Below are 21,226 nucleotides of genomic sequence, written 5' to 3' on the forward strand. Positions count from 1 at the left end.
TAAATTCTTATCTATTAATAGTTTTTTTCTTCTTTTTCCTAAATAAATCTGATAATTTATCGAACTCAGTGTAATATGATAAACCGACACCTTGTGTATATGGTCCGTTCTGTTCAAGTAAATTATATTCATTAGATTTGTTGAACACTCTTGCCTTGAGTTTACCGTCTCTTGTAATTTTATACTCCAATATAAAATCACCTACAATATTACTCGCATTAGCAGTTTCCCCGGTATTGTCATTTACACCAATATTACCGTCTATTGTTACTCTATTGTCAAAAAACCCTGCCTTAAAAACAAACTCAACTTCATTAGGATTTAATTCATCACCAGGTCTATAATTTACTCCAAAATCAAAATTTTTGCTGATATTTGAAAACCAATTTGATATCTGACTTGAAATAAGTCGTAATGAGCTGGCTCCAAGATTAGTATCGGTAAAAGTGCTATTACTTGTGTAAAAAGATTTAAGTAACAACAAATAGAAAACCTGCTCGGCAACAACTGCTTGGTCATCCATATCAATTGCAGCAAAAATTAAAGATTTTGTGTCCTCATCAACATTTGGTAATTCTATACTGAAATTTATTTGCGGATCTGAAAGTGCACCTGTGAAGCTAATTATACAATCTACCGGAACTCTTTGCTCCTGACTTTCTGATTCGGTGATAGTTGAAATTCCTGCTAACGACGCACGCAGTTGATAAATAGCTTCAATATCCATGATGGCATTCATAGGATCTCCGCTAAATATAATTCCACCGCCCTCCTTTATTGAAAATTCTATCTGTATTAGGTCTTGATAATTCAACTTAACACTTCCCGAATTAACATAATAGTCTCCGACAACACTAAATGAGCCTTCACTCGACTGTCTGTATGTAATGTTACCTGTTCCGTTAATTTTCATTTCACCTAATGAGTATGGGAGTATAATATTAAGTTGAGCACTCGGATTAAGTTCCGCTATCGCATTTATTCTGAATTTACTTGATTCATGATTATTATTTTGACGGGAAATTACGACGGAATCTTCGTCATAACTTACAAAATTAATGAATGAATGTTGTGCTGCTGTTTTGTTAGACGCCAAATTGATATTTACCTCTGTCCCGGAATCCGTACCTACATTTGCAGATATTTCTAAATCGTTGAAACTACCTTCTAATGAAGCTATTCCCGATAATACAGCTTTACCGTATATAGATTGATTTTGCAAACTCATGCGGTTATCAAGAAAAATAAATTTATCAAAATTTGTATGCAATGATAAACCGAAATCTTGCCAGTTTTTATGTGTGATCCGGCCTGATAAATCAAAGTGCTTTCCATCCGCATCATATAGTTTAAACTCATCAAAAATTATTGTATTGGGAGTGATATCGACAGAGTTTGAAAATGTGTATGCAGCTTCTGTAAATTTAACGGTTAATCCTGCATCTTTGAAATTTAAAGTTCCGTTCAAGTCTGGTGATAATAGTACATTACTTATACCTACATCTCCACTTATGAATCCTTTAGGATTGACAATGACAGTATTTAGAAATGGTTCTAAAAATTTGAAATTAAAATTGTTGAAATGTAAATTTCCATTAATATTACCTTTTTCGCTTAAGGGAAAATAATTACCGGTTAAAATTATTATCGAATCTTTGGAACTATCCTGAAGCTTAACCAGATTAGCGTTAATATTTATTGCACTAATTTCATCCTGCCAACTTGTGTTAAAAAGTAAATCGCCGAAATATTGTTCTTTGAAAAATATATTATTTAAGTTAAAATCAGCATTAAAATACGGATTATTACCTAAATACGATATAGAAGCACCACCGTTTAATATGCCGGTTATCTGCATATCATCAGGTAAAAAGAAGTTCACCGGAGAGATGTCCAAATTTTTAAATCCTACATTTAGCGAGTCACTTACACTTTCCGAATAAGTTCCGTCAATGTATAAACTGGTTTTTTCATTTTGGATACGTAAATTATCAACAGAATAATATTTGTTACCAATTACAATATCTCCTTCTGTAGAAATATTCCACAAGTTTTCTAAAATATTGACATACGATTCATCAGGAATATTAAATACAAAAACAGGCAATTTACTTATATCGGCATTTACTTTAAGATGAGTCCCTTTTGCGGAAATCGTATCATGCCAGGTTAAATCGAAATATAAAATATTATTTTCAAGATTATTCTTTAATAAAAAATCACTGATATCTATAACCGAGGCATTGCTTAATACATCACCTAAATATAAATCATTGACAGATAGTTCGGAATTGAAAGTACTATCAATAAAATCCGAATAAAAATTTACTTCATTAAGATTATAAGATGCATATCTGATATTTTCCGAATACAAGTCTATACTGAGATTAACAGAATCATCAATGTTAATAAACATAGACGTGTTTTTCGAAATATCTAAATCAGGAACTCCGAAGGTAATTATATTTGGCTGTTTGAGATTGATAAATGCCTGTAATTGAATATTCTCGCTATCTTTATTTATTTTGTTGACAAAATTGGGTAAATAAACATGTAAAAGATTAGAAAAATAGGTCGGCAAATCTTTATAAAAGAAATTACCTTCAATAGTAAAGTCTAAAAAATTAGAATTGAAAGTTACAACTTTATCCCAATTTTTGTTTGAAGTTTGATTAAGAGTAAAATCTCCAATAGAAAATGTTTCTTTATCGGATGTAATTGAAAGCTTTGTGCCGTTTATTTGAGCTCGCAAATCATCAATATTATTACCGGTAAAGTTAGCATTAATAAAGCCGCCTACAATAAAATCAACACTTCTGTCCATTAAACCTAATTTAGGTAAATCCGCATGATTAATTGCAATTGAAGAATTAACAATAGGAGGATTTACGCTTAATATTGAATTTAATGATGCGTCTAAAAATAATTCTTCATTAAAAATTGATGCATGAGCTATAAATTGTTCATCGTCTTTTGATGCTTGAATTTGTAAGTCCGAAAGTGTTGTATGTTCAAGTTGCAATCTTGAAATATTACTTTCTAAGTTGAAAGTTTGAGGAATAAACTTTTCGGCAATTCCATCAGCGGTTAGAGTTATGTCAACTGTTTGAATTTTTGGTGTGATATTTAATATTTCTCCTACATTTACTCTACTTCCGTTTAACTGAATATTAAAATCGTTATTTTGTTCAGAAATTTTATTGTATTCAACATCTGCAAATACATATCCAATATCTGTTTCGGCAGATATATCAGTTTTAAAATTATCAAATTCTCCTGCAAAGTTTCCGGATAAAGAAACAGTTCCAAGTTTTTCAATTTCTTTAGGTAAAGACAGTGTTTTAGGATTAAATACGTTATTTTTAAATGCCGGTACTTTAAAGGTTTCAATATCAGAATAATTTGTAATAAAGTTCTTTATATCTAACCCCAAATAAATATTGCCTTTGTCAACATCCTTTAGAAATACATCGCCGGCGTAATATGTTACATCAAACATTGATAAGTCGATATCATTAATATACATGTTGTTAACAGGCCCGTAAACTTCCGCAGCAAACTCTACCGGATTATCAGCTCCGGCAAGTACTGACGTAAAATAACTAATATCATTTAAATTTATCAAACTGTTTTTTCTGATTTTCCCTATTATAAATACCGAATCGGTGAAATCGTTGAAACCATTCCAATTATTATAATCGAAAATCAAATCCATGCTGAAATCTGAATTATTAGTTACCACCGCAGTGTTTAAACATCGAAGGGTAGAGGAACTGATGATTAAGTCGGTATTAAAAGATTTTATATCAAACCCTTTTTCTTCTTTCAAGCTTAAACTAATGATTTCTAAAGAAATGCTGTCATTGATAACCGTTACATCCATAAATTCACCATAGGTTTCAACAACAGAAATATCATTGAAATCAATATGCATCATCTCATCTTTACGGTTATAATCTTTATACTTGTATGCCCAATTATAAATTCTGATATAATCACCAAGAATCGTTAAGGGTTTATCATTTTTCTTCTTCTTTTCATTATTTTCTTCCTGAACGGGAAAAATCATTAATAGATTCGATTTCACACTATTCTCATATTTAATATGGTTAAAGATGTAATCACGGACAATAACTTCTTTCAAATGAAAGACCTTTTCTTTAAGTGAAATTCTTTTAACCTTAACCTTTATGTAGCCGGCAGACATAACTAAGTTATTATGAGAATCATTAATACGAACGTTAGTTAATTCAATTGTATTAAGATTTGAAAAACGAAATTTTTCTAAATATATCTCCGTATTAATTTGTTTCGAAATAATATTGATGCTTATCTTTGCAACGAAGTTTTGAACAAATGGTATTTGTAATAGTAATCCTGTACTTAGAATAGTAAAAAACAAGATTAATATTATAATACCAACTGTTTTGAAAAATATTTTAAAAATCTTTTTCGTTTTCAAATCGTTGCAATTATGAGTGTTTATATTCTTGGTATTGAATCATCGTGTGATGATACTTCGGCAGCAATTTTACAAGATACTACAGTTTTGGCAAATATCACAGCCAATCAGGACGTTCACCGAAAATATGGAGGTGTTGTTCCCGAATTAGCCTCAAGAGCTCACCAACAAAATATTATCCCCGTAATAGACCGAGCATTTCACGTCGCAAAGTTAGATAAAAAAATGATTTCTGCAATAGCTTTTACTCGCGGCCCCGGTTTACTCGGATCTTTACTCGTCGGGGTTTCTTTTTCTAAGGCTTTGGCAATCGGATTAAATGTTCCGCTTATTGAAGTAGATCATTTAAAAGCACATATTTTAGCTCATTTTGCACAGCAGAAAGATACGGTTAAGGAAGTGCCTGAATTTCCCTTTTTGTGTCTTGTTGTTTCCGGCGGACATACTCAGATTGTTCTTGTAAAGGCTTATAACGATATGGAAATAATCGGAAAAACTATTGATGATGCTGCCGGTGAAACTTTTGATAAGGCTGCCAAAATAATGAATCTGGGCTATCCCGGCGGACCAATCATTGATAAATTAGCTAAAATAGGAAATTCCGATGCATTTAAATTCGCAAAGCCAAAAGTTTCCGGTTACGATTATAGTTTCAGCGGACTAAAAACTTCTTTTCTGTATTTCCTTCGTGACCATTTAAAAAATGACCCCGAATTTATTGAGAAAAATACTGCTGATTTGTGTGCTTCGCTTCAAAAAACTATTATTGATATTTTGATGGAAAAATTGGTGAAAGCAGCTCAAGATACCGGAATTAAAAACATAGCGATCGCGGGTGGTGTTTCCGCAAATTCCGAATTAAGAAATACTGTTAATGACTTAAATATTAAGTTTAATTGGAGAGTATTTATTCCTGATTTTGAATTTACTACAGATAATGCCGCAATGATTGCTGTTGCCGGATATTTCAAATATCTTTCCAATGAATTTACCGATCAAAAAGCGAAACCATATAGTAGGAGTTAACTGAAAGTTGGGAGTATATAGGCTTTTAAACTGAGTAATAAAACCTTTGGCAGTTATAAATCTAACTTCTTAGAAATATAATATTATAAATTGATTTGATAAAACATAATTGATTTATAACCAACATAATATAATAATCAAAATACATTAAAAAAATCAATTAAATATTTTTTTATTTAAATTTCGTATGATTTTAACATATTATCCGTTTTCAAAACCAAATTTTTGTTAAATTTGCAATCGAAAAAATAACAAAAAAATTAGATTATGATTACACCTATTTTTTGGCTAATTCCAATCGCTTCAATAGTGGCATTAGCTTTTGCCTATTATTTCTTTCGTCAAATGATGAAGGAAAGCGAAGGAACACCCACAATGGCTAAAATTGCACAACATGTTAGAGTTGGAGCAATGTCATATTTAAAGCAACAATATAAAGTTGTAATAATTGTTTTTATTATTTTAGCTGTGATTTTTGCAGTCATGGCTTATTTTGGTTTACAAAACGCATGGGTGCCGTTCGCATTTCTTACCGGTGGTTTTTTCTCAGGTCTGGCTGGTTTTTTCGGAATGAAAACAGCTACATACGCTTCTGCAAGAACTGCTAATGCAGCACAAGAGTCTTTAAACAGAGGTTTAAAAGTAGCTTTCCGAAGCGGTGCTGTAATGGGACTTGTTGTTGTTGGGTTGGCTTTGTTGGATATTTCATTATGGTACATAATACTAACTTACTTTGTTCCAATAACTGACCCGATTACAAAGAATATATTTATTACAACAACATTGTTAACCTTTGGAATGGGCGCTTCAACACAGGCATTATTTGCACGTGTAGGAGGCGGAATTTATACAAAAGCAGCAGATGTCGGTGCTGATCTTGTAGGTAAGGTAGAATCTAATATTCCGGAAGATGATCCAAGAAATCCTGCGACAATAGCAGATAATGTTGGTGATAATGTAGGTGATGTTGCCGGAATGGGAGCTGACTTATATGAATCATTTTGTGGTTCAATTCTTGCATCCGCTGCTCTTGGTGCCGCCGCATATAAAGTTTTCGGTGCCGAAATGCAAACAAAAGCAATATTAGCTCCGATGTTAATTGCTGCCATTGGAACATTTTTATCTATAATAGGTATTTTCTTAGTTAAGACTAAAGAAAATGCAAACATGAAAAGTCTTTTAAAATCTTTATCATTCGGAACAAATATCAGTTCAATTTTAGTTATCATAGGAACATTTTTTATATTGAGATTACTTGGGATTTATAACTGGGTAGGACTTTCCTGTTCTGTGGTTGTTGGTTTATTAGTTGGTATTGTCATAGGGCAAGCCACTGAATTATATACTTCTCAAACATATAAACCGACAAGAAGAATTGCCGAAAGTGGAAAGACCGGTCCGGCTACAGTAATTATATCCGGTGTCGGAACAGGAATGCTTTCTGTTGCAATTCCCGTACTTGCTGTCGTTGTCGGTATTATTTTTTCATTCCTTTTTGCTTCCGGTGTTACCGAAGGAAAAGCCTTTTCATCTTTTAATATTGCTGATGTAACTAACGGACTTTACGGAATTGGTATTGCTGCTGTGGGAATGCTTTCGACTCTCGGTATTACGCTTGCAACCGATGCATACGGTCCAATTGCCGACAATGCCGGCGGAAATGCTCAGATGAGCGGTCTTGATCCTGAAGTTCGCAAACGTACAGATGCTTTGGATTCTTTAGGAAATACAACAGCTGCAACAGGCAAAGGTTTTGCTATTGGTTCTGCTGCTCTTACCGGCTTAGCTTTATTAGCTTCTTACATTGAAGAAGTCAAAATTGGTCTTGAACGAATAGGGCAACATGCATTAAATTTTGCAGACGGATCATCTGTTTCATTAGCAAATGCTACTTTTGTTGATTTTATGAATTATTATAATGTACATTTGATGAATCCCATTGTGATAGTCGGAATGTTTATCGGAGCCATGATGGTATTTGTTTTCTGTGGGTTAACAATGGAAGCCGTTGGTAAAGCAGCTCAAAAAATGGTAGAAGAAGTACGTCGTCAATTCCGTGAAATAAAAGGTATTATGACTGGCGAAGGAACTCCTGATTATGCAAGATGTGTCGAAATTTCAACTAAAGGTGCACAAAAAGCAATGTTATTTCCATCATTACTTGCAATCATAGTTCCAATATTGATAGGTATTCTTTTCGGAGTTCCGGGAGTTCTCGGATTATTAATCGGCGGACTAAGTTGCGGATTTGTAATGGCTGTTTTTATGGCTAATTCGGGCGGTGCGTGGGATAACGCTAAAAAATATGTTGAAGAAGGAGCATTTGGCGGAAAGGGCAGCGATGTACACAAAGCTACAGTCGTTGGCGATACTGTCGGTGACCCATTTAAAGATACTTCAGGACCGAGTTTGAATATCCTTATCAAACTTATGAGTATGGTCTCTATTGTAATGGCCGGACTTACCGTTTCGTTTAGTATTTTATAGAAATAATGGATGAAAAAATAGAAATGAGTTTTTATTACTTATGGTATATTGCTCATTTCTATTTTCTTTTGTCTAATTTTTATTGATATAATTTAGAGGATTTTAAAATTTTACCAAACATAGATTTTTAATTTGTAAGTATAATTAAGACGGATATCTGTTTTAATATGTTCGCTAAGTTATAAATTTTACTTTCTAAGTTGAATCTAACAAAACAGATTCTATACTTATATTATCCGAGAAACTTAAATATTGATTACAAACTCTTTTTATTTTCATTTGCAAACAATAAAATCGATTTCATACAATCGGCGTATCATCATATTATTTTATTATTTTTGCAAAAATTTTTTAAATTATATTTTTATGCAATTAGCTTCGAAATACGACCCTTCGGCACTTGAGGAAAAGTGGTATAAGTTTTGGGATAGCAACAAAATGTTTGAATCGAAACCAGACGAAAGAAAACCATATACTATTGTAATTCCTCCGCCAAACGTCACGGGTGTGTTGCACATGGGGCATATGCTCAACAATACAATCCAAGATGTGCTAATTCGTAGAAAGAGGATGCAAGGTTTTAATGCACTCTGGGTTCCGGGTACCGACCATGCGTCTATTGCTACCGAAGCTAAAGTTGTAGCCATGCTCAAAGAAAAGGGCATAGAAAAGACTGATATTACCCGAGAAAAATTTCTTGAATACGCTTGGGAATGGAAAGAAAAACACGGCGGAATAATTTTGCAACAGCTCCGGAAGCTTGGAGCCTCTTGCGATTGGACTCGTACGCGTTTTACTATGGATGAAGCTTTGTACGAATCTGTTATAGATGTCTTTATTGATCTTTATAATAAAGGCTTGATTTATCGCGGCGTAAGAATGGTAAATTGGGATCCCGTTGCGCTTACTGCTGTTTCTGATGAGGAAGTTATATACGAAGAACAACAGTCGAAGCTCTATTATATCAAATATAAAATTGTCGGTGAAGACGGGTTCGTTACTATTGCGACAACTCGTCCCGAGACAATTTTGGGCGATACTGCCGTTTGTGTTAATCCGAATGATGATAGATATAAAAGTATTCAAGGCAAGAAAGTGTTTGTGCCGTTAATTAACAGAGAAATTCCGGTAATTGTTGATGAATACGTTGATATAGAATTTGGAACCGGTTGCTTGAAGATTACTCCGGCACATGATATTAACGATTATAATATAGGATTAAAACATAATCTGGAATCGATAGATATTTTAAATGATAACGGAACTCTAAACCAAAATGCTCAACTTTATGTTGGTAAAGATCGTTTTGTTGTTAGAAAAGAAATTGTCGAGGATTTGGAGAAAGCCGGCAATATCGTTAAGATTGAGCCTTATATTAATAAAATCGGACTTTCCGAAAGATCTCATGCTCCAATTGAACCTAAACTGTCTTTGCAGTGGTTTTTGCAGATGAAAGAGCTTGCGAAACCGGCTCTTGATGTTGTTGAAAATGATATTGTAAAATTTCATCCTGCAAAATTTAAAAATACTTACAGGCATTGGATGGAAAACATAAAAGATTGGTGTATAAGTCGCCAGCTTTGGTGGGGACAAAGAATACCGGTTTATTATCTCCCCGACAATTCAATGGTTGTTGCTAAAACTTTGGAAGAAGCATATCAAAAGGCTTTGGCATTGAATAAAGTTGAAAACCTTAAAATTGGTGATTTAAGACAAGATGAAGATGTTCTTGATACTTGGTTTTCGTCTTGGTTGTGGCCTATTTCTGTTTTCGATGGAATAAGATATCCTGATAATGATGATATTAAATATTATTATCCTACTAACGACTTGATTTCCGCTCCCGATATTCTTTTCTTCTGGATTGCAAGAATGATAATGGCCGGACTGGAATACAGAAAAGAAATACCATTTTATAATGTTTATATTACTGGTATTGTAAGAGATAAGCAAGGAAGAAAGATGTCGAAATCTTTGGGCAATTCTCCAGACCTGTTGGATTTAATTGAAAAATATGGTGCGGATGGAGTTAGGGTAGGGATGTTGTTTGCTTCGCCGGCCGGAAATGATTTGCCTTTCGATGAAGTTTTATGTGAACAGGGAAGAAACTTCGCAAATAAGATTTGGAATGCATTAAGATTGATTAAGGGTTGGAATATTGATGAAAATAAAGCACAACCCGATTATTCGGATACAGCTTTTGATTTTTTCAATGCAAAAATTAATTCGACGATATTACAGCTTGATAATCAATTTGCCGAATATAGAATTTCCGAAGCTTTAATGACAACTTATAAACTTATTTGGGATGATTTTTGTTCTTGGTATTTGGAAATTATTAAGCCGCCATATGGAGAGAGCATAGATAGAAAAACTTATAATCAATCTGTTGATTTCTTTGAGAAACTTATGCAATTACTTCATCCGTTTATGCCTTTCGTTACGGAAGAGATTTGGCATAATCTTAGAATAAGAAATGAGAAAGAAAGTATTATGATTTCGAAAATGCCAGTTTACGAAAAAAATGATGAAAATATACTTAAAAAGTTTGATTCTGCTGCTGAAGTTATAATGACAATTCGCACTTTGCGTTTAGAAAAAAATATTCCTCAGAAAGAAAAACTGTCATTATTCATTAAGAAAAATCATAATGAAAAAGTAGACATAACTTTTGATTCTGTTATTGCAAAGCTGACCAACTTGGATAAGATTGAATATTTAGATCAAAAGTTAGAAGGCGCATTTTCTTTTATTGTCGATACTACTGAATTTTATATTCCGACTCCTTCAAATATTGATATCGATGCCGAATTAGAAAAACTTTATACCGAATTAGACTACGTAAAAGGATTCTTAGAATCGGTAAATAAGAAATTAAATAATGAACGGTTTGTTGCTAATGCACCTGCAAATGTTGTTGAATTAGAGCAAAGAAAACGTGATGATGCAAATAAAAAAATTGCGGTGATTGAAGAACAGATACAGGATTTAAAAAAGACATGAGATCTGTAAAAGAATAACAATTTACACATTCTGCGAATACATTATTCTGAAGACTGTGTGATTTTGTTCGTTAGATTTAGTTTCAAAAATAAAAATAAGTCAAAAGTATATTTATTTCAGAAAAAATATTATTTTTGCAAACTCTAAAACGATCTTAGAAAATATTGGAGAGATGGGTGAGTGGCTGAAACCAACAGTTTGCTAAACTGTCGTACCCGAGAAGGGTACCGGGGGTTCGAATCCCCCTCTCTCCGCTTGAAAGAAGTCGAAAAACGACAAATTATAGATAAAACCTACAAATTCAATAGTTTGTAGGTTTTTTTGTTTGCACTTTAGCAAAGTGAAAAGACTAAAAGGGGGAGCAGTATAATATATTAATTTTTGGTGTTTAATTAGTAATAAAAAACTGAATTAAAATAATTATTGATGAATCATTTTTTCTATTTTTGTACTAAAATAATATTATAGTTCTTAAACTTAAACCCGTTTTTAATTATTTTATTCGGTTTTCTTCAATACTGATATCCAATTATGAATAATAAATTTAAAGCAAAAGTAATCCTAATTACGGGAGCAACTTCCGGTCTCGGACAAGCAATTGCTGAGCTACTTGCCGATAAAGGTCATATTGTATATGGAACAAGCAGAACTATTCCAACAAAAAAAGATATAGTCGCTGAAGAAAAAAAACATGTACGTCTGCTACAAATGGATATCACGAAAGTAGAAAGTATTCGCTCATGCATGCAAACGCTTATTGACAATGAAGGAAAAATAGATATTTTGATTAATAATGCCGGAGTCGGAATAGGTGGGGTTTTAGAATTGTCAACAAAAGAAGAAATTAATTTTCAAATCAATACAAACTTGATTGGGACTATGAACGTATGTTCAGAAGTTCTTCCCCATATGCGGAAACAACGTTCGGGAAAGATTATAAATATGAGTTCTATTGCAGGGGTGATGGGCATTCCGTATCAAGGCTTATACTCTGTTTCAAAATTCGGGATAGAAGGTTATAGCGAAGCGCTTTCTCTGGAAGTTCATCAATTCAATATTAAGATTATCTTGGTGGAACCAGGCGATTTTCATACAGAATTTACTTCCAATAGAAAAATATCACAAGAAAGTTTATGTAATGAAGATTATAAGGATTCGTTTGTTAAGACATTGAAGTTGGTTGAAAAAGAAGAATTGTCAGGTTTAATACCGATTGTTATTGCTAAAAAAATTAATCGCATAATCAATAAAAAACGACCGAAATTCAGATATTCGGTGGCGAGTCCGGTGCAGAAACTTTCTATATTGGCAAAGAAAATCTTACCGTCAAGATGGTTTCATGCGATATTGAGATGGTACTATAAAGTTCCTTAAAAGTTAAGATTATTGATAAAATATTGAGTTTTTAAACTTAATTCTTAACTCTCAATTTCTTTCACGTATGCCCTGCGGCGTTTATGTTGAATCTTATCAAAATACTCCCAATTAGCCTGATTCTTAACATTATTTTCGGAGATAGATGTTGTTTCTGAATTCTTTACACCATATTGATTAAAATACTTAATCTGGTCATAAAAGAAAATTGAGTTTACTCCTTTATTTTGATAATCAGGGCGAACAGCAATTAACAACATATCTAAATCGGATATTTTCTTTGCTTTTAATGCTTTGAGAAGATAGATAAATCCGAAAGGAAATAATTTCCCCTGGCATTTGCGTAAAACCTTAGAAATATTAGGCATGCTTACACCTAAACCAACGATTTCATCTTGGTCGTTAACGATAATAGTAATAAAGTCGAAATTTAAAAAGGAAAAATACATTTTTGCGTAATATTCTTTTTGCTTTTTGGTTAACGGAGAATAATTGTATAGTGGCTTGTATGCCTCATCTACTACATCAAAAAAAGAATAACCGTATTTTTTAACTACTTCTTTGTCCGATTTTACCTTGTCGATTCTTAAATTATACCTTTCCATTACGGTTTTAGCGATCCTTTCCATTCGTTCCGGAACTTCTTTTGGCGTATAAACGCGATATTCAATCCAATCGCTTTCTTTTTTTAATCCGTAGCTTTCGAAATGTTCAATATAGTAAGGATAATTATATAGACTTGACATCGGTGAATTGTACTCGAATCCTTCAAGCAATAAACCTTGATGATCGAAATCGGTAAATCCTACGGGGCCATTCATACAATTCATCCCTTTCGATTTTCCCCATTCGGCTATTTTGTCTAACAAAGCAAAAGAAACATTCTTATCATCAACAAAATCAAACCAACCGAACCGAACCTTTTTTACATTCCATACTTCGTTCGTTTTTTTATTGATTATTCCGGCAATACGCCCGACAATTTTTCCATCTTTATAAGCCAGATAATAAATTGATTCACAGTTTTCGAAAGCTGGATTTTTTTCTATTGTAAGTGTATTTAACTCATCAAATTCTAGTTGAGGACAAAAGTATTGATTTCCCTCATAAAGTTTGTTTCCGAAACGAATGAATTTTTTTAGTTCTTTTTTATTTGTAACTTCTCTGATAGTAATCATTTTCTTATAAATTTCGATTTATTTGGTTTGATTGAAAGCTTCCTTAATTATATTTACGCAGTTATCAATCTGCTCGATAGTATGTTCCGAAGAAACGGATAATCTTAACCGTGTTCTTTTACTTGATACTGCCGGAAATGTAACAACACCGGTGTAAAGTCCTTGTTGATGAAGTTTACGGCTTATTTCGCGCAATCTGATGTCATTTCCAACAATAACAGGAATTATCTGAGATTGCGTTTGCCCGATGTCTAAGCCGGCTTCCTTCAATTTTCTTTGCATGTAATGAGTATTATCCCACATTTTAGTTAAGTTGGATTTATCTTTCTTGTAGATTTCCAATATTTTCAGTACGCCTGCTATAGTATGAGGTGCCATAGCACAAGAGAAAACATAGGAGCGCGCATACATTTTCAAATATGCCATTAATGATGAATTTCCGGTAGCAAAACCGCCGATAGCGGCAAATGATTTACTGAATGTCCCTATTGTTAAATCAATGTCATTCTCAACTCCGAAATGTTCGGCAACGCCTCTGCCGTTTTCTCCGAAAATCAATGTTGAGTGGGCTTCATCCAAAAGTATTTTCACACCATATTTTTTACATACCGGCACAATTTCTTTTAGATTAGTTAAATCGCCATCCATACTATAAACGCCTTCAATACAAACTATTACTCTTTTTGTGTTTAAACTTTTGAGTATTCTTTCCAGATGTTCAACATTATTATGACTGAAGACTTTTATGTTAGCTCCCGAAAGTTTGGCACCGTCGTAGATTGAAGCGTGAGATAAAATATCCAATACGGCAACATCACCGGGTTTTAGCAGGCAGGAAAGCACTCCGAGATTAACGCCGTAACCGGTGGGAAACAAGATTGCATCTTCTTTCTTTTTGAAGTCAGCAATGGCTTTTTCTAACTGCTTCGATAAATCATAATAACCACTTAAAAGGGGAGCGGAGACAGCGCCGGTACCGTATTTTCCAATAACATTCTGCACTTCTTTTATGACTTCGGGATGATAGGAATATCCTAAATAGTTGTAAGAACAGAAATTCAAAAAATTTCGTTCTTCACCAGATTGTCCGTTACATACTTTAAATTCCGCTTTAGGTGCTGATGATACTGGATTGCCGTAAACCATATATCCTTTCTGTGTTGCATCTTGTAAAAATGCTGAAAAATAATCGGTTACTTCAAAAAGATCTTCACCGGTATAATTCAAAAAATCTGCCTGCGTATAGTCATCACAATTTATTGAATGAATATCGCAATTTTTATCTAATGTCATATTTTTAATAAAAGTTTATGTATTTATAATCATTTCACTCACTTCTTTACCCGTCTCAGGGTCATATCCTTCCAGAATAATGTATTCCACCGATTTATAAAGAGGTGGTGATGCATGAATATATAATTTTTTTAAAACAGCAAACGCACCATTAATATATGTATATGCGTTTGCTTGTCTATTCTCTGAATCGTAAATGACTCTTATATCACGTTCGGGGTAAGCTTTGAGCTTAAAAGAAATATCATCGCCTTCAATCTTATCAATTGTAAGTCCGTAAGCCAATTTATATTGTACGAGACTTAAAGAATTTCTCGAATTGTCTTTGTCGGGAGTAATCCAATAGGCATCAATAGGGTTTTGTTGATTAATTTCCTTATTATCATCTACATGTAAATCATAACAAACAATACTGTTATTTTTATTTCTTTCTATATGAAATAAACGTATATCCTGAGCCTGTGCAAAGGTATGCAGCAAAAAGAATAAACTCAATATCAAAAATATTTTTTTGTTAAAAAATTTCATTGTCAAGATTTAATTAAGATATAAATTTATTTGATAACGACGCAAATTGACTACATAAAATATATGTAATAATGTGCTCAATAAAATATTATTTAAAAAGCTCAATACTTTCATCAATGAAGTCAATAGGGTCTTCGTTAATTATCATACGTAAAGTGTTTTTTAATTTTATACTTTGAATGAATAAATCGTGTTCGGGTTGTTGGTCTTTGTTGTGCAAAGGACTCTTAAAATAGAATGACAGCCAATGTTGAATGCCGGAGAATCCGCATCGTTGCGATAAGTCGGAAAGAAGAACCAAATCTAGACATAGAGGAGCTGCAAGAATTGAGTCGCGACAAAGGAAATCAACTTTTATCTGCATCGGATAACCCATCCAACCGAATAAATCAATATTATCCCAACCTTCTTTATTATCTTTGCGAGGCGGATAATAGTTTATGCGAACTTTGTGATAAACATCGCCGTAGAGTTCCGGATAGAGTTCCGGTTGCAAAATAGTGTCAATAACAGAGAGTTTGCTTTCCTCTTTAGTTTTGAATGAGCCCGGATCATCTAATACTTCACCGTCGCGATTTCCCAAGATATTTGTGGAAAACCAACCGTTAAGTCCCAACATACGAGTTTTAAACATCGGAGCTAAGACAGTTTTCATCATTGTTTGTCCTGTTTTGAAATCTTTTCCGCAAAGAGGAACATTGTTGTTTTCTGCATGCTGAAGCATTGCCGGAAAATCAACGGTAAGATTGGGAGCACCATTAATGAAAGTCACTTTCTCGGCAATTGCGGCATAAGCATATAACATGCTCGGAGCTACTGCATCGCTGTTTTCTTTCATCGCTTTCTCGAAACTTTTCAAACTATCATGTTCGCCGTTGGGAGCCATAAAAACTTCAGTACTTCCGCACCAAATCATCACAATGCGATCACAATTGTTTTCTGTTTTAAAATTACGAATATCTGAACGCAGCTGTTCCATCAACTCCCATTTTGTAGGAGCTGATTTTACGTGTGTTCCATGAAGGCGCTTTACATAATTCCGGTCAAAAACTGCTTTCATCGGGCGGAGTTTTTCTAATTCATCCTTTATCGGGTCAGCATCTTTTTGAACAAGAACTTCATTACGTAATACAGATTCATAGAGATTCTCGTCCTGAATATCCCAACCTCCGAAAACAAGTTGATCAAGATTTGCCAATGGAACAATCTCTTTGATTTTAGGAAAACGGTTTTCGTTCCGCTGTCCCAAACGAATTGTTGCCATTTGAGTTATTGAGCCAACCGGTTGACTCAAACCTTTCCTTACGGAATATGTTCCTGCTATAAAAGTAGAGGATACGGCTCCGTTTAAACCTACCACGAGCACACCTAAGCGTCCTTGCGGATTTTGCACATTTAATTTTTCCATCATCTTATGATTTTGTAACCCCTTACGGGATTATTGTTAATTTTAATCCTTAATTTTCAACTAACGCAAGCACTTCATCCAACTTGCCGATCACATAATCAGCAGTTTTATTACTATCGTTTTCCGGCTCCCAACCTATACCTTTGAGCCATACTGTAATGCAGCCGAGCGATTGTGCCGGCTCAATATCGTTTTTGTATGAATCGCCGATAACAACTACTTCGCCGGCTTTTAACTTAAGTGTTTCCAAGCCTTTGCGGAATATATCCGGATCAGGCTTGCGAATACCTACAACACTCGATTCTATAATATTATTGAAATAACCGTCAATCTTAAAATCTTTCAAAACACTATTTAGATTGCCATAAAAATTTGAAACTAAAATAATAGAATATTTGTCCTTTAATTTTGCTAGTATTGCGGTAGCTTTGATTATATTTTCTTTTGCCAAACGATAGCACCAATCAACAATATCGTTTTTTAAATGCGAAAAATCAGCGCACATACCATCGTTCTCATTAAGATATTGTAATTGATATTCTACTTTCATTTTCAAATTATCAAAAAAGGTATCAGTAGATTTTATTTTTTCGCTATTTTTTTCCATAGCGCGTTCGCCAAAGATATAAGCTTTACGCAAAGTTTCCTTGTCGATATCTACTTTTGCATTTTGATATGCGTCGTAAAAGACCTCAAACCAATGAACGCCGTTTGTGTCTAATGTTCCGCCGTAATCAAAAATAATTCCTTTTATATTCATCTTTTTATGTTTTTTATTTTTAGAAAAAGTTTTTATACGCATAATACCTAATCCGATAGCGATCCAGAATAATTCGCGAATACGCATTACTAAACCCATATAAATCCCAAATGAACCGGCAAATCCCATCATTTTCAGAACTAAAGCCAAACCTCCTTCACGGGTACCCAATTGCATTGGGGAAAAGAAGAGAATGTTAGCAAAAAGTGTAGAGCCGGAATACAAAACTATGCTATCAATCAGTCCCATATCAATGCCAACAGCTTTGGCAATAAACAACAACTCAAAACATGAAACAATACGTGCCAAAAGCTCCAATCCAAGTGCCGAATAGAAAGCAGGCTTACGATCAGTGCTCAATTTCACTATATTGCGATCAATTTCATTAAATGATTCAAAATTTTTCTCTGCAAAACGTTTTACCGGTTTTTTGATAAAAGGTACCTTGCTTAGCATGGCAAAAACTTTTTCAACTAAACCTTTTCTGTATCCTTTAAAAATGATATATAATAAAAAAGCAAATATACAAAAAGTTATGATACAACCTATGATGAGCCCGGTCGAAGGTTTCAACCAAAAAATAATGAGGAATATGGAGCACATCCAAAAGACAATATGTGATAATATATGCATAATGCTATAAGACAGCACGGAAGAAGTTGCCCTGCGTACTCCGAGCCCTTCTTTCATCTCAAGTATTCTGTAAGGTTCCCCGCCTAAAGCAATTACCGGAGTAATGTAGTTGATTGCGTATCCGCTGATTGTAACTTTCAACACTTTTAAAAAAGCTGGATGACGCTTTACCGGCAGATTCTTATCGCGCATTATAATATCCCATGCAAACGCATTTAAAATATACACAATCAACCAAATTCCGATGATAGGAACAAACCACCAGCCCGTTTTAAGAACATTTTCCCAAATTACATCAACGCCAATGGCATAAACCATATAACCGAGAATAAGAACTCCCGCGATGAATAAGAATATTTTCCAGTTTTTTGCCAAAACGTTAAGAATTAAAAATTGTTTATTAATTGTTTAGAGAGTTTTTCATGTTTATGGATCATATAAAGCATTAGCGGTGTTAATATCAGCAAGTCAAAAAAGAAATAAAGAAAAGGCATATTCAGGAATATGCAGATGAACAAAACAATTACTCGTGTATTAAATTGCAATATATTGGTAAATTTCATTAAAGGTTTGCTTCCTTTTCTGAACTCATTACAAAGATCTTCCGGCAGATTGTTGTCGGGATATTTTTCACGCACTTTTGATATAAACTTTTGAAATTTAGGTGTCATCATTTCTTGTGTGTGAGTGTAATTCCAGTAAAATAACAGAGTTACTTTTTTAAAGAAATTCTTCTTCCAGGTAAGTGATTTTAGTTCTGCTTTAATTTTTTTAGAATTATCAAACTCTCCGCCTTTGCCGTGTTCGAGGAAATATAAATGAATATTGCGATAGTAATCGGCAATATTTGCGTGTAGAATATGAAAGGCTCCGGCAATACTTGCAATTATCCAAATCCAATAATTCGGTAAACCGTAGAATCCTTGATTTACAGTTCGCAATGCAATAACAACATAAATGATAATAAACCAAATATTTCCCGCTAATCCGTCGAGAATGCGACCAAGTTGAGTTTTATTGTTTGTCATGCGCGCAAGCTGCCCGTCAGCACTGTCAAAAGAATTTGCAAGAACGAGCAATAACATTCCTACTATATTTAGAATTAAATCAGGATAATAAAACAGAATGCCGGCTGCCGCCCCAATAAAGATACTGGCAATAGTAATCATATTCGGTGTAATATGTAATTTCCGAGCAATCTTCGCCCAGAAATATCCGATTGGCCGATAGAAATAAATATCTATCGGTTCTTCAGTATCCAAAGATTTGTACGTAGATTTTATGTCTTGTTTCATAATATATTAACTAAAAAAATAATGTTATAACTCTTAATTCGCAACTTTTAATTTTATAGCATCCGCGATATGCTTTCCGGCTTCATTTCTGCACGGCGCAAAACTCGGCCAATCGTTTACATCAATAAGTTGGATTTTATTTTCTTTCGAAATAATTGCATCGCCACCGTAAATATCAACATCTAAAACAGCAGCAGCTTTCTCAGCAATACTTCTTAGTTCCGATATGTCAAAATCGAAATGTGAAGTGTGTTCCGGCTTTTGTGCACCAAACATCAAATGGTTTGCATCGAAAGGATAAAACCAATAAAAGAAAGGGGTATTCTTTACAGCGTAAAATTTTACGAGGTCGCCCCACAAATGTTCCGATAAAACTGCATTAGGAATTCCGCGAACGGCATATTCATTCAATATTTCTTCCCCTTCTTCACAGTGCCGACAAAAAGCTATATCTTCTTTGTGCAAAGTATGGAAATCGCCCCGCTTTATCCAAATATTTTTTGAGCCCAATCCGTCGAAAGCATCTTTCGGATTGTCTTCCGTAGATATAATATAGCTTTTAGGGTAGGGAATACCATTATTTAGTAATAAGGTAGTCATATTTGCCCTGAAACAATTTTCGATGCCTTTTCCGGAGTTAATGACCTTAATTCCATTCGCTTCGAGCTGTTTTAGTTTATTCACATTTTCGATACTTCTAATCATTGAAAATATAATATCGTCTTGTATATCATCCGTCGAATAAAATTCTTCCTCAGTCATTTGCCTGACAGCAAAACCCTTCTTCTCCAACTCCGCTGCCGTTATATTAAATATTTTGCTATCATTGCCTATATGATTCGGCGAAAATTGATGCGAACGCCTTATGCCTAAAATTGTTTTCATAACTTTTAATTTTCAGTTTTCAATTTTTCTAAAAACTCTTTACCTTTCTCAATATCTGCAGCATGGTCTATATCCAATATTTTTGAAAAAGGGTAAGCTTTTAATTTCAAATTGTTTGCAAGTAACTCTCGTTGTAAATTCCGCATTCGCGTAATTCCCTTTTCAGATGCTCTCTTTATTGTAGGCGATACTGACGGGTTGAAAGCATAAATTCCACCGGAAATATATTTGCACTTTCCGTTATTCTGATCATGAAATCCTGTAATATTCATGTTCTCATCGGTTTCAATGTAGAGCGGACTTTCATCATCGATAAAAGAAGTTACGGCCAACAATCCGTCAATCATTTTATCTGAAGTAAATTCTTTAATATAAGATGTAAATTCATCCGGATTAAAAATGGTGTCAACTGTTGTTAAGCAAAAACTTTTGTCATACAAATATGGAAATAACTCGTAGAAACTATGAGCAGAACTCGGAGTTTCCTTGAAAATTATTTCCAATTTATTCTTCATTTTACTTTGTTTTTTTCTCAAAAAATCCATTGTTTCCGGTTGAAGATTTGTGATAACATAAATCTTTTCGGCATTATTCTCGAGAAACACAGATAATAATCTCTCAATCATAGGTATTCCGTCCACTTTTACTAAAGGCTTCGGAACTTCTATCATTTCGCTTTTCAAACGAGAGCCTGTGCCGGCAGATAGTATTGCGTAATTCATGGAGTTAAAAATTATGAGTTAAAGTGATAAGTTGTTAGTTATTTTTTAGCATTTTCATATTTATAGGGATAGTTTTATATTTCATATCGTAGGATTGAAATTTGTTGTGGTTATGAAAATTTGCCATTTATCGCTTTATTAAAACAACTCATTTTCGGTAACTTGTAACTCA

The 21,226-nt window shown here is 33.7% G+C and carries 13 protein-coding genes and 1 tRNA gene; 5 read left to right on the forward strand and 9 right to left on the reverse strand.

The genetic code is table 11. The features are described from left to right. Positions 1 to 7: 7 nt before the first annotated feature. A complete protein-coding gene (locus LBP67_06355) occupies positions 8 to 4,462 on the reverse strand; it encodes a translocation/assembly module TamB (protein ID MDR2084598.1) in 4,455 nt (1,484 codons plus the stop codon). Positions 4,463 to 4,474: 12 nt separating this feature from the next. Between LBP67_06355 and tsaD the strand changes: the two genes are divergently transcribed. From tsaD to LBP67_06380, 5 genes are all read left to right on the forward strand, one after another. Continuing rightward, on the forward strand, positions 4,475 to 5,488 hold the full coding sequence (gene tsaD / locus LBP67_06360; protein ID MDR2084599.1) for a tRNA (adenosine(37)-N6)-threonylcarbamoyltransferase complex transferase subunit TsaD: 1,014 nt from the start codon (positions 4,475 to 4,477) through the stop codon (positions 5,486 to 5,488). A gap of 267 nt (positions 5,489 to 5,755) precedes the next feature. After that, a complete protein-coding gene (locus tag LBP67_06365; protein ID MDR2084600.1) occupies positions 5,756 to 7,975 on the forward strand; it encodes a sodium-translocating pyrophosphatase in 2,220 nt (739 codons plus the stop codon). A gap of 366 nt (positions 7,976 to 8,341) precedes the next feature. Further along, the gene (locus LBP67_06370; GenBank protein MDR2084601.1) at positions 8,342 to 10,978 is read left to right on the forward strand and encodes a valine--tRNA ligase; all 2,637 of its coding nucleotides are present in this window, start codon (positions 8,342 to 8,344) and stop codon (positions 10,976 to 10,978) included. Between the two features lie 166 nt (positions 10,979 to 11,144). Further along, positions 11,145 to 11,232 (forward strand) — tRNA-Ser (locus LBP67_06375). 277 nt (positions 11,233 to 11,509) lie between these two features. Then, on the forward strand, positions 11,510 to 12,352 hold the full coding sequence (locus LBP67_06380; GenBank protein MDR2084602.1) for an SDR family oxidoreductase: 843 nt from the start codon (positions 11,510 to 11,512) through the stop codon (positions 12,350 to 12,352). Between the two features lie 44 nt (positions 12,353 to 12,396). On the opposite strand, the gene LBP67_06385 is transcribed toward LBP67_06380, so the two are convergent. The 8 genes from LBP67_06385 to LBP67_06420 all read right to left on the reverse strand — a co-directional run bounded on the left by LBP67_06385 (position 12,397) and on the right by LBP67_06420 (position 21,054). Then, entirely contained in the window at positions 12,397 to 13,530 is a 1,134-nt protein-coding gene (locus LBP67_06385) for an N-acetyltransferase (protein MDR2084603.1), read from the reverse strand. An 18-nt stretch (positions 13,531 to 13,548) separates the two neighbouring features. Continuing rightward, positions 13,549 to 14,823: an aminotransferase class I/II-fold pyridoxal phosphate-dependent enzyme gene (locus tag LBP67_06390; protein ID MDR2084604.1), complete on the reverse strand. Its 1,275-nt coding sequence runs from the start codon at positions 14,821 to 14,823 to the stop codon at positions 13,549 to 13,551. A gap of 15 nt (positions 14,824 to 14,838) precedes the next feature. Continuing rightward, the gene (locus tag LBP67_06395) at positions 14,839 to 15,318 is read right to left on the reverse strand and encodes a DUF4833 domain-containing protein (GenBank protein ID MDR2084605.1); all 480 of its coding nucleotides are present in this window, start codon (positions 15,316 to 15,318) and stop codon (positions 14,839 to 14,841) included. Positions 15,319 to 15,439: 121 nt separating this feature from the next. Further along, positions 15,440 to 16,762: an inositol-3-phosphate synthase gene (locus LBP67_06400; protein ID MDR2084606.1), complete on the reverse strand. Its 1,323-nt coding sequence runs from the start codon at positions 16,760 to 16,762 to the stop codon at positions 15,440 to 15,442. A 46-nt stretch (positions 16,763 to 16,808) separates the two neighbouring features. Then, a complete protein-coding gene (locus LBP67_06405) occupies positions 16,809 to 18,527 on the reverse strand; it encodes an HAD-IA family hydrolase (GenBank protein ID MDR2084607.1) in 1,719 nt (572 codons plus the stop codon). A gap of 11 nt (positions 18,528 to 18,538) precedes the next feature. Then, positions 18,539 to 19,447 carry a CDP-alcohol phosphatidyltransferase family protein gene (locus LBP67_06410; protein ID MDR2084608.1) on the reverse strand — a complete coding sequence of 303 codons (909 nt, stop codon included), beginning with the start codon at positions 19,445 to 19,447 and terminating at the stop codon, positions 18,539 to 18,541. A 33-nt stretch (positions 19,448 to 19,480) separates the two neighbouring features. Beyond that, positions 19,481 to 20,332: a hypothetical protein gene (locus tag LBP67_06415; protein ID MDR2084609.1), complete on the reverse strand. Its 852-nt coding sequence runs from the start codon at positions 20,330 to 20,332 to the stop codon at positions 19,481 to 19,483. Between the two features lie 5 nt (positions 20,333 to 20,337). Further along, positions 20,338 to 21,054: an NTP transferase domain-containing protein gene (locus LBP67_06420; protein MDR2084610.1), complete on the reverse strand. Its 717-nt coding sequence runs from the start codon at positions 21,052 to 21,054 to the stop codon at positions 20,338 to 20,340. Between the last annotated feature and the right edge of the window lie 172 nt (positions 21,055 to 21,226).

Source organism: Bacteroidales bacterium (assembly GCA_031276035.1).
GTDB lineage: Bacteria > Bacteroidota > Bacteroidia > Bacteroidales > BM520 > RGIG7150.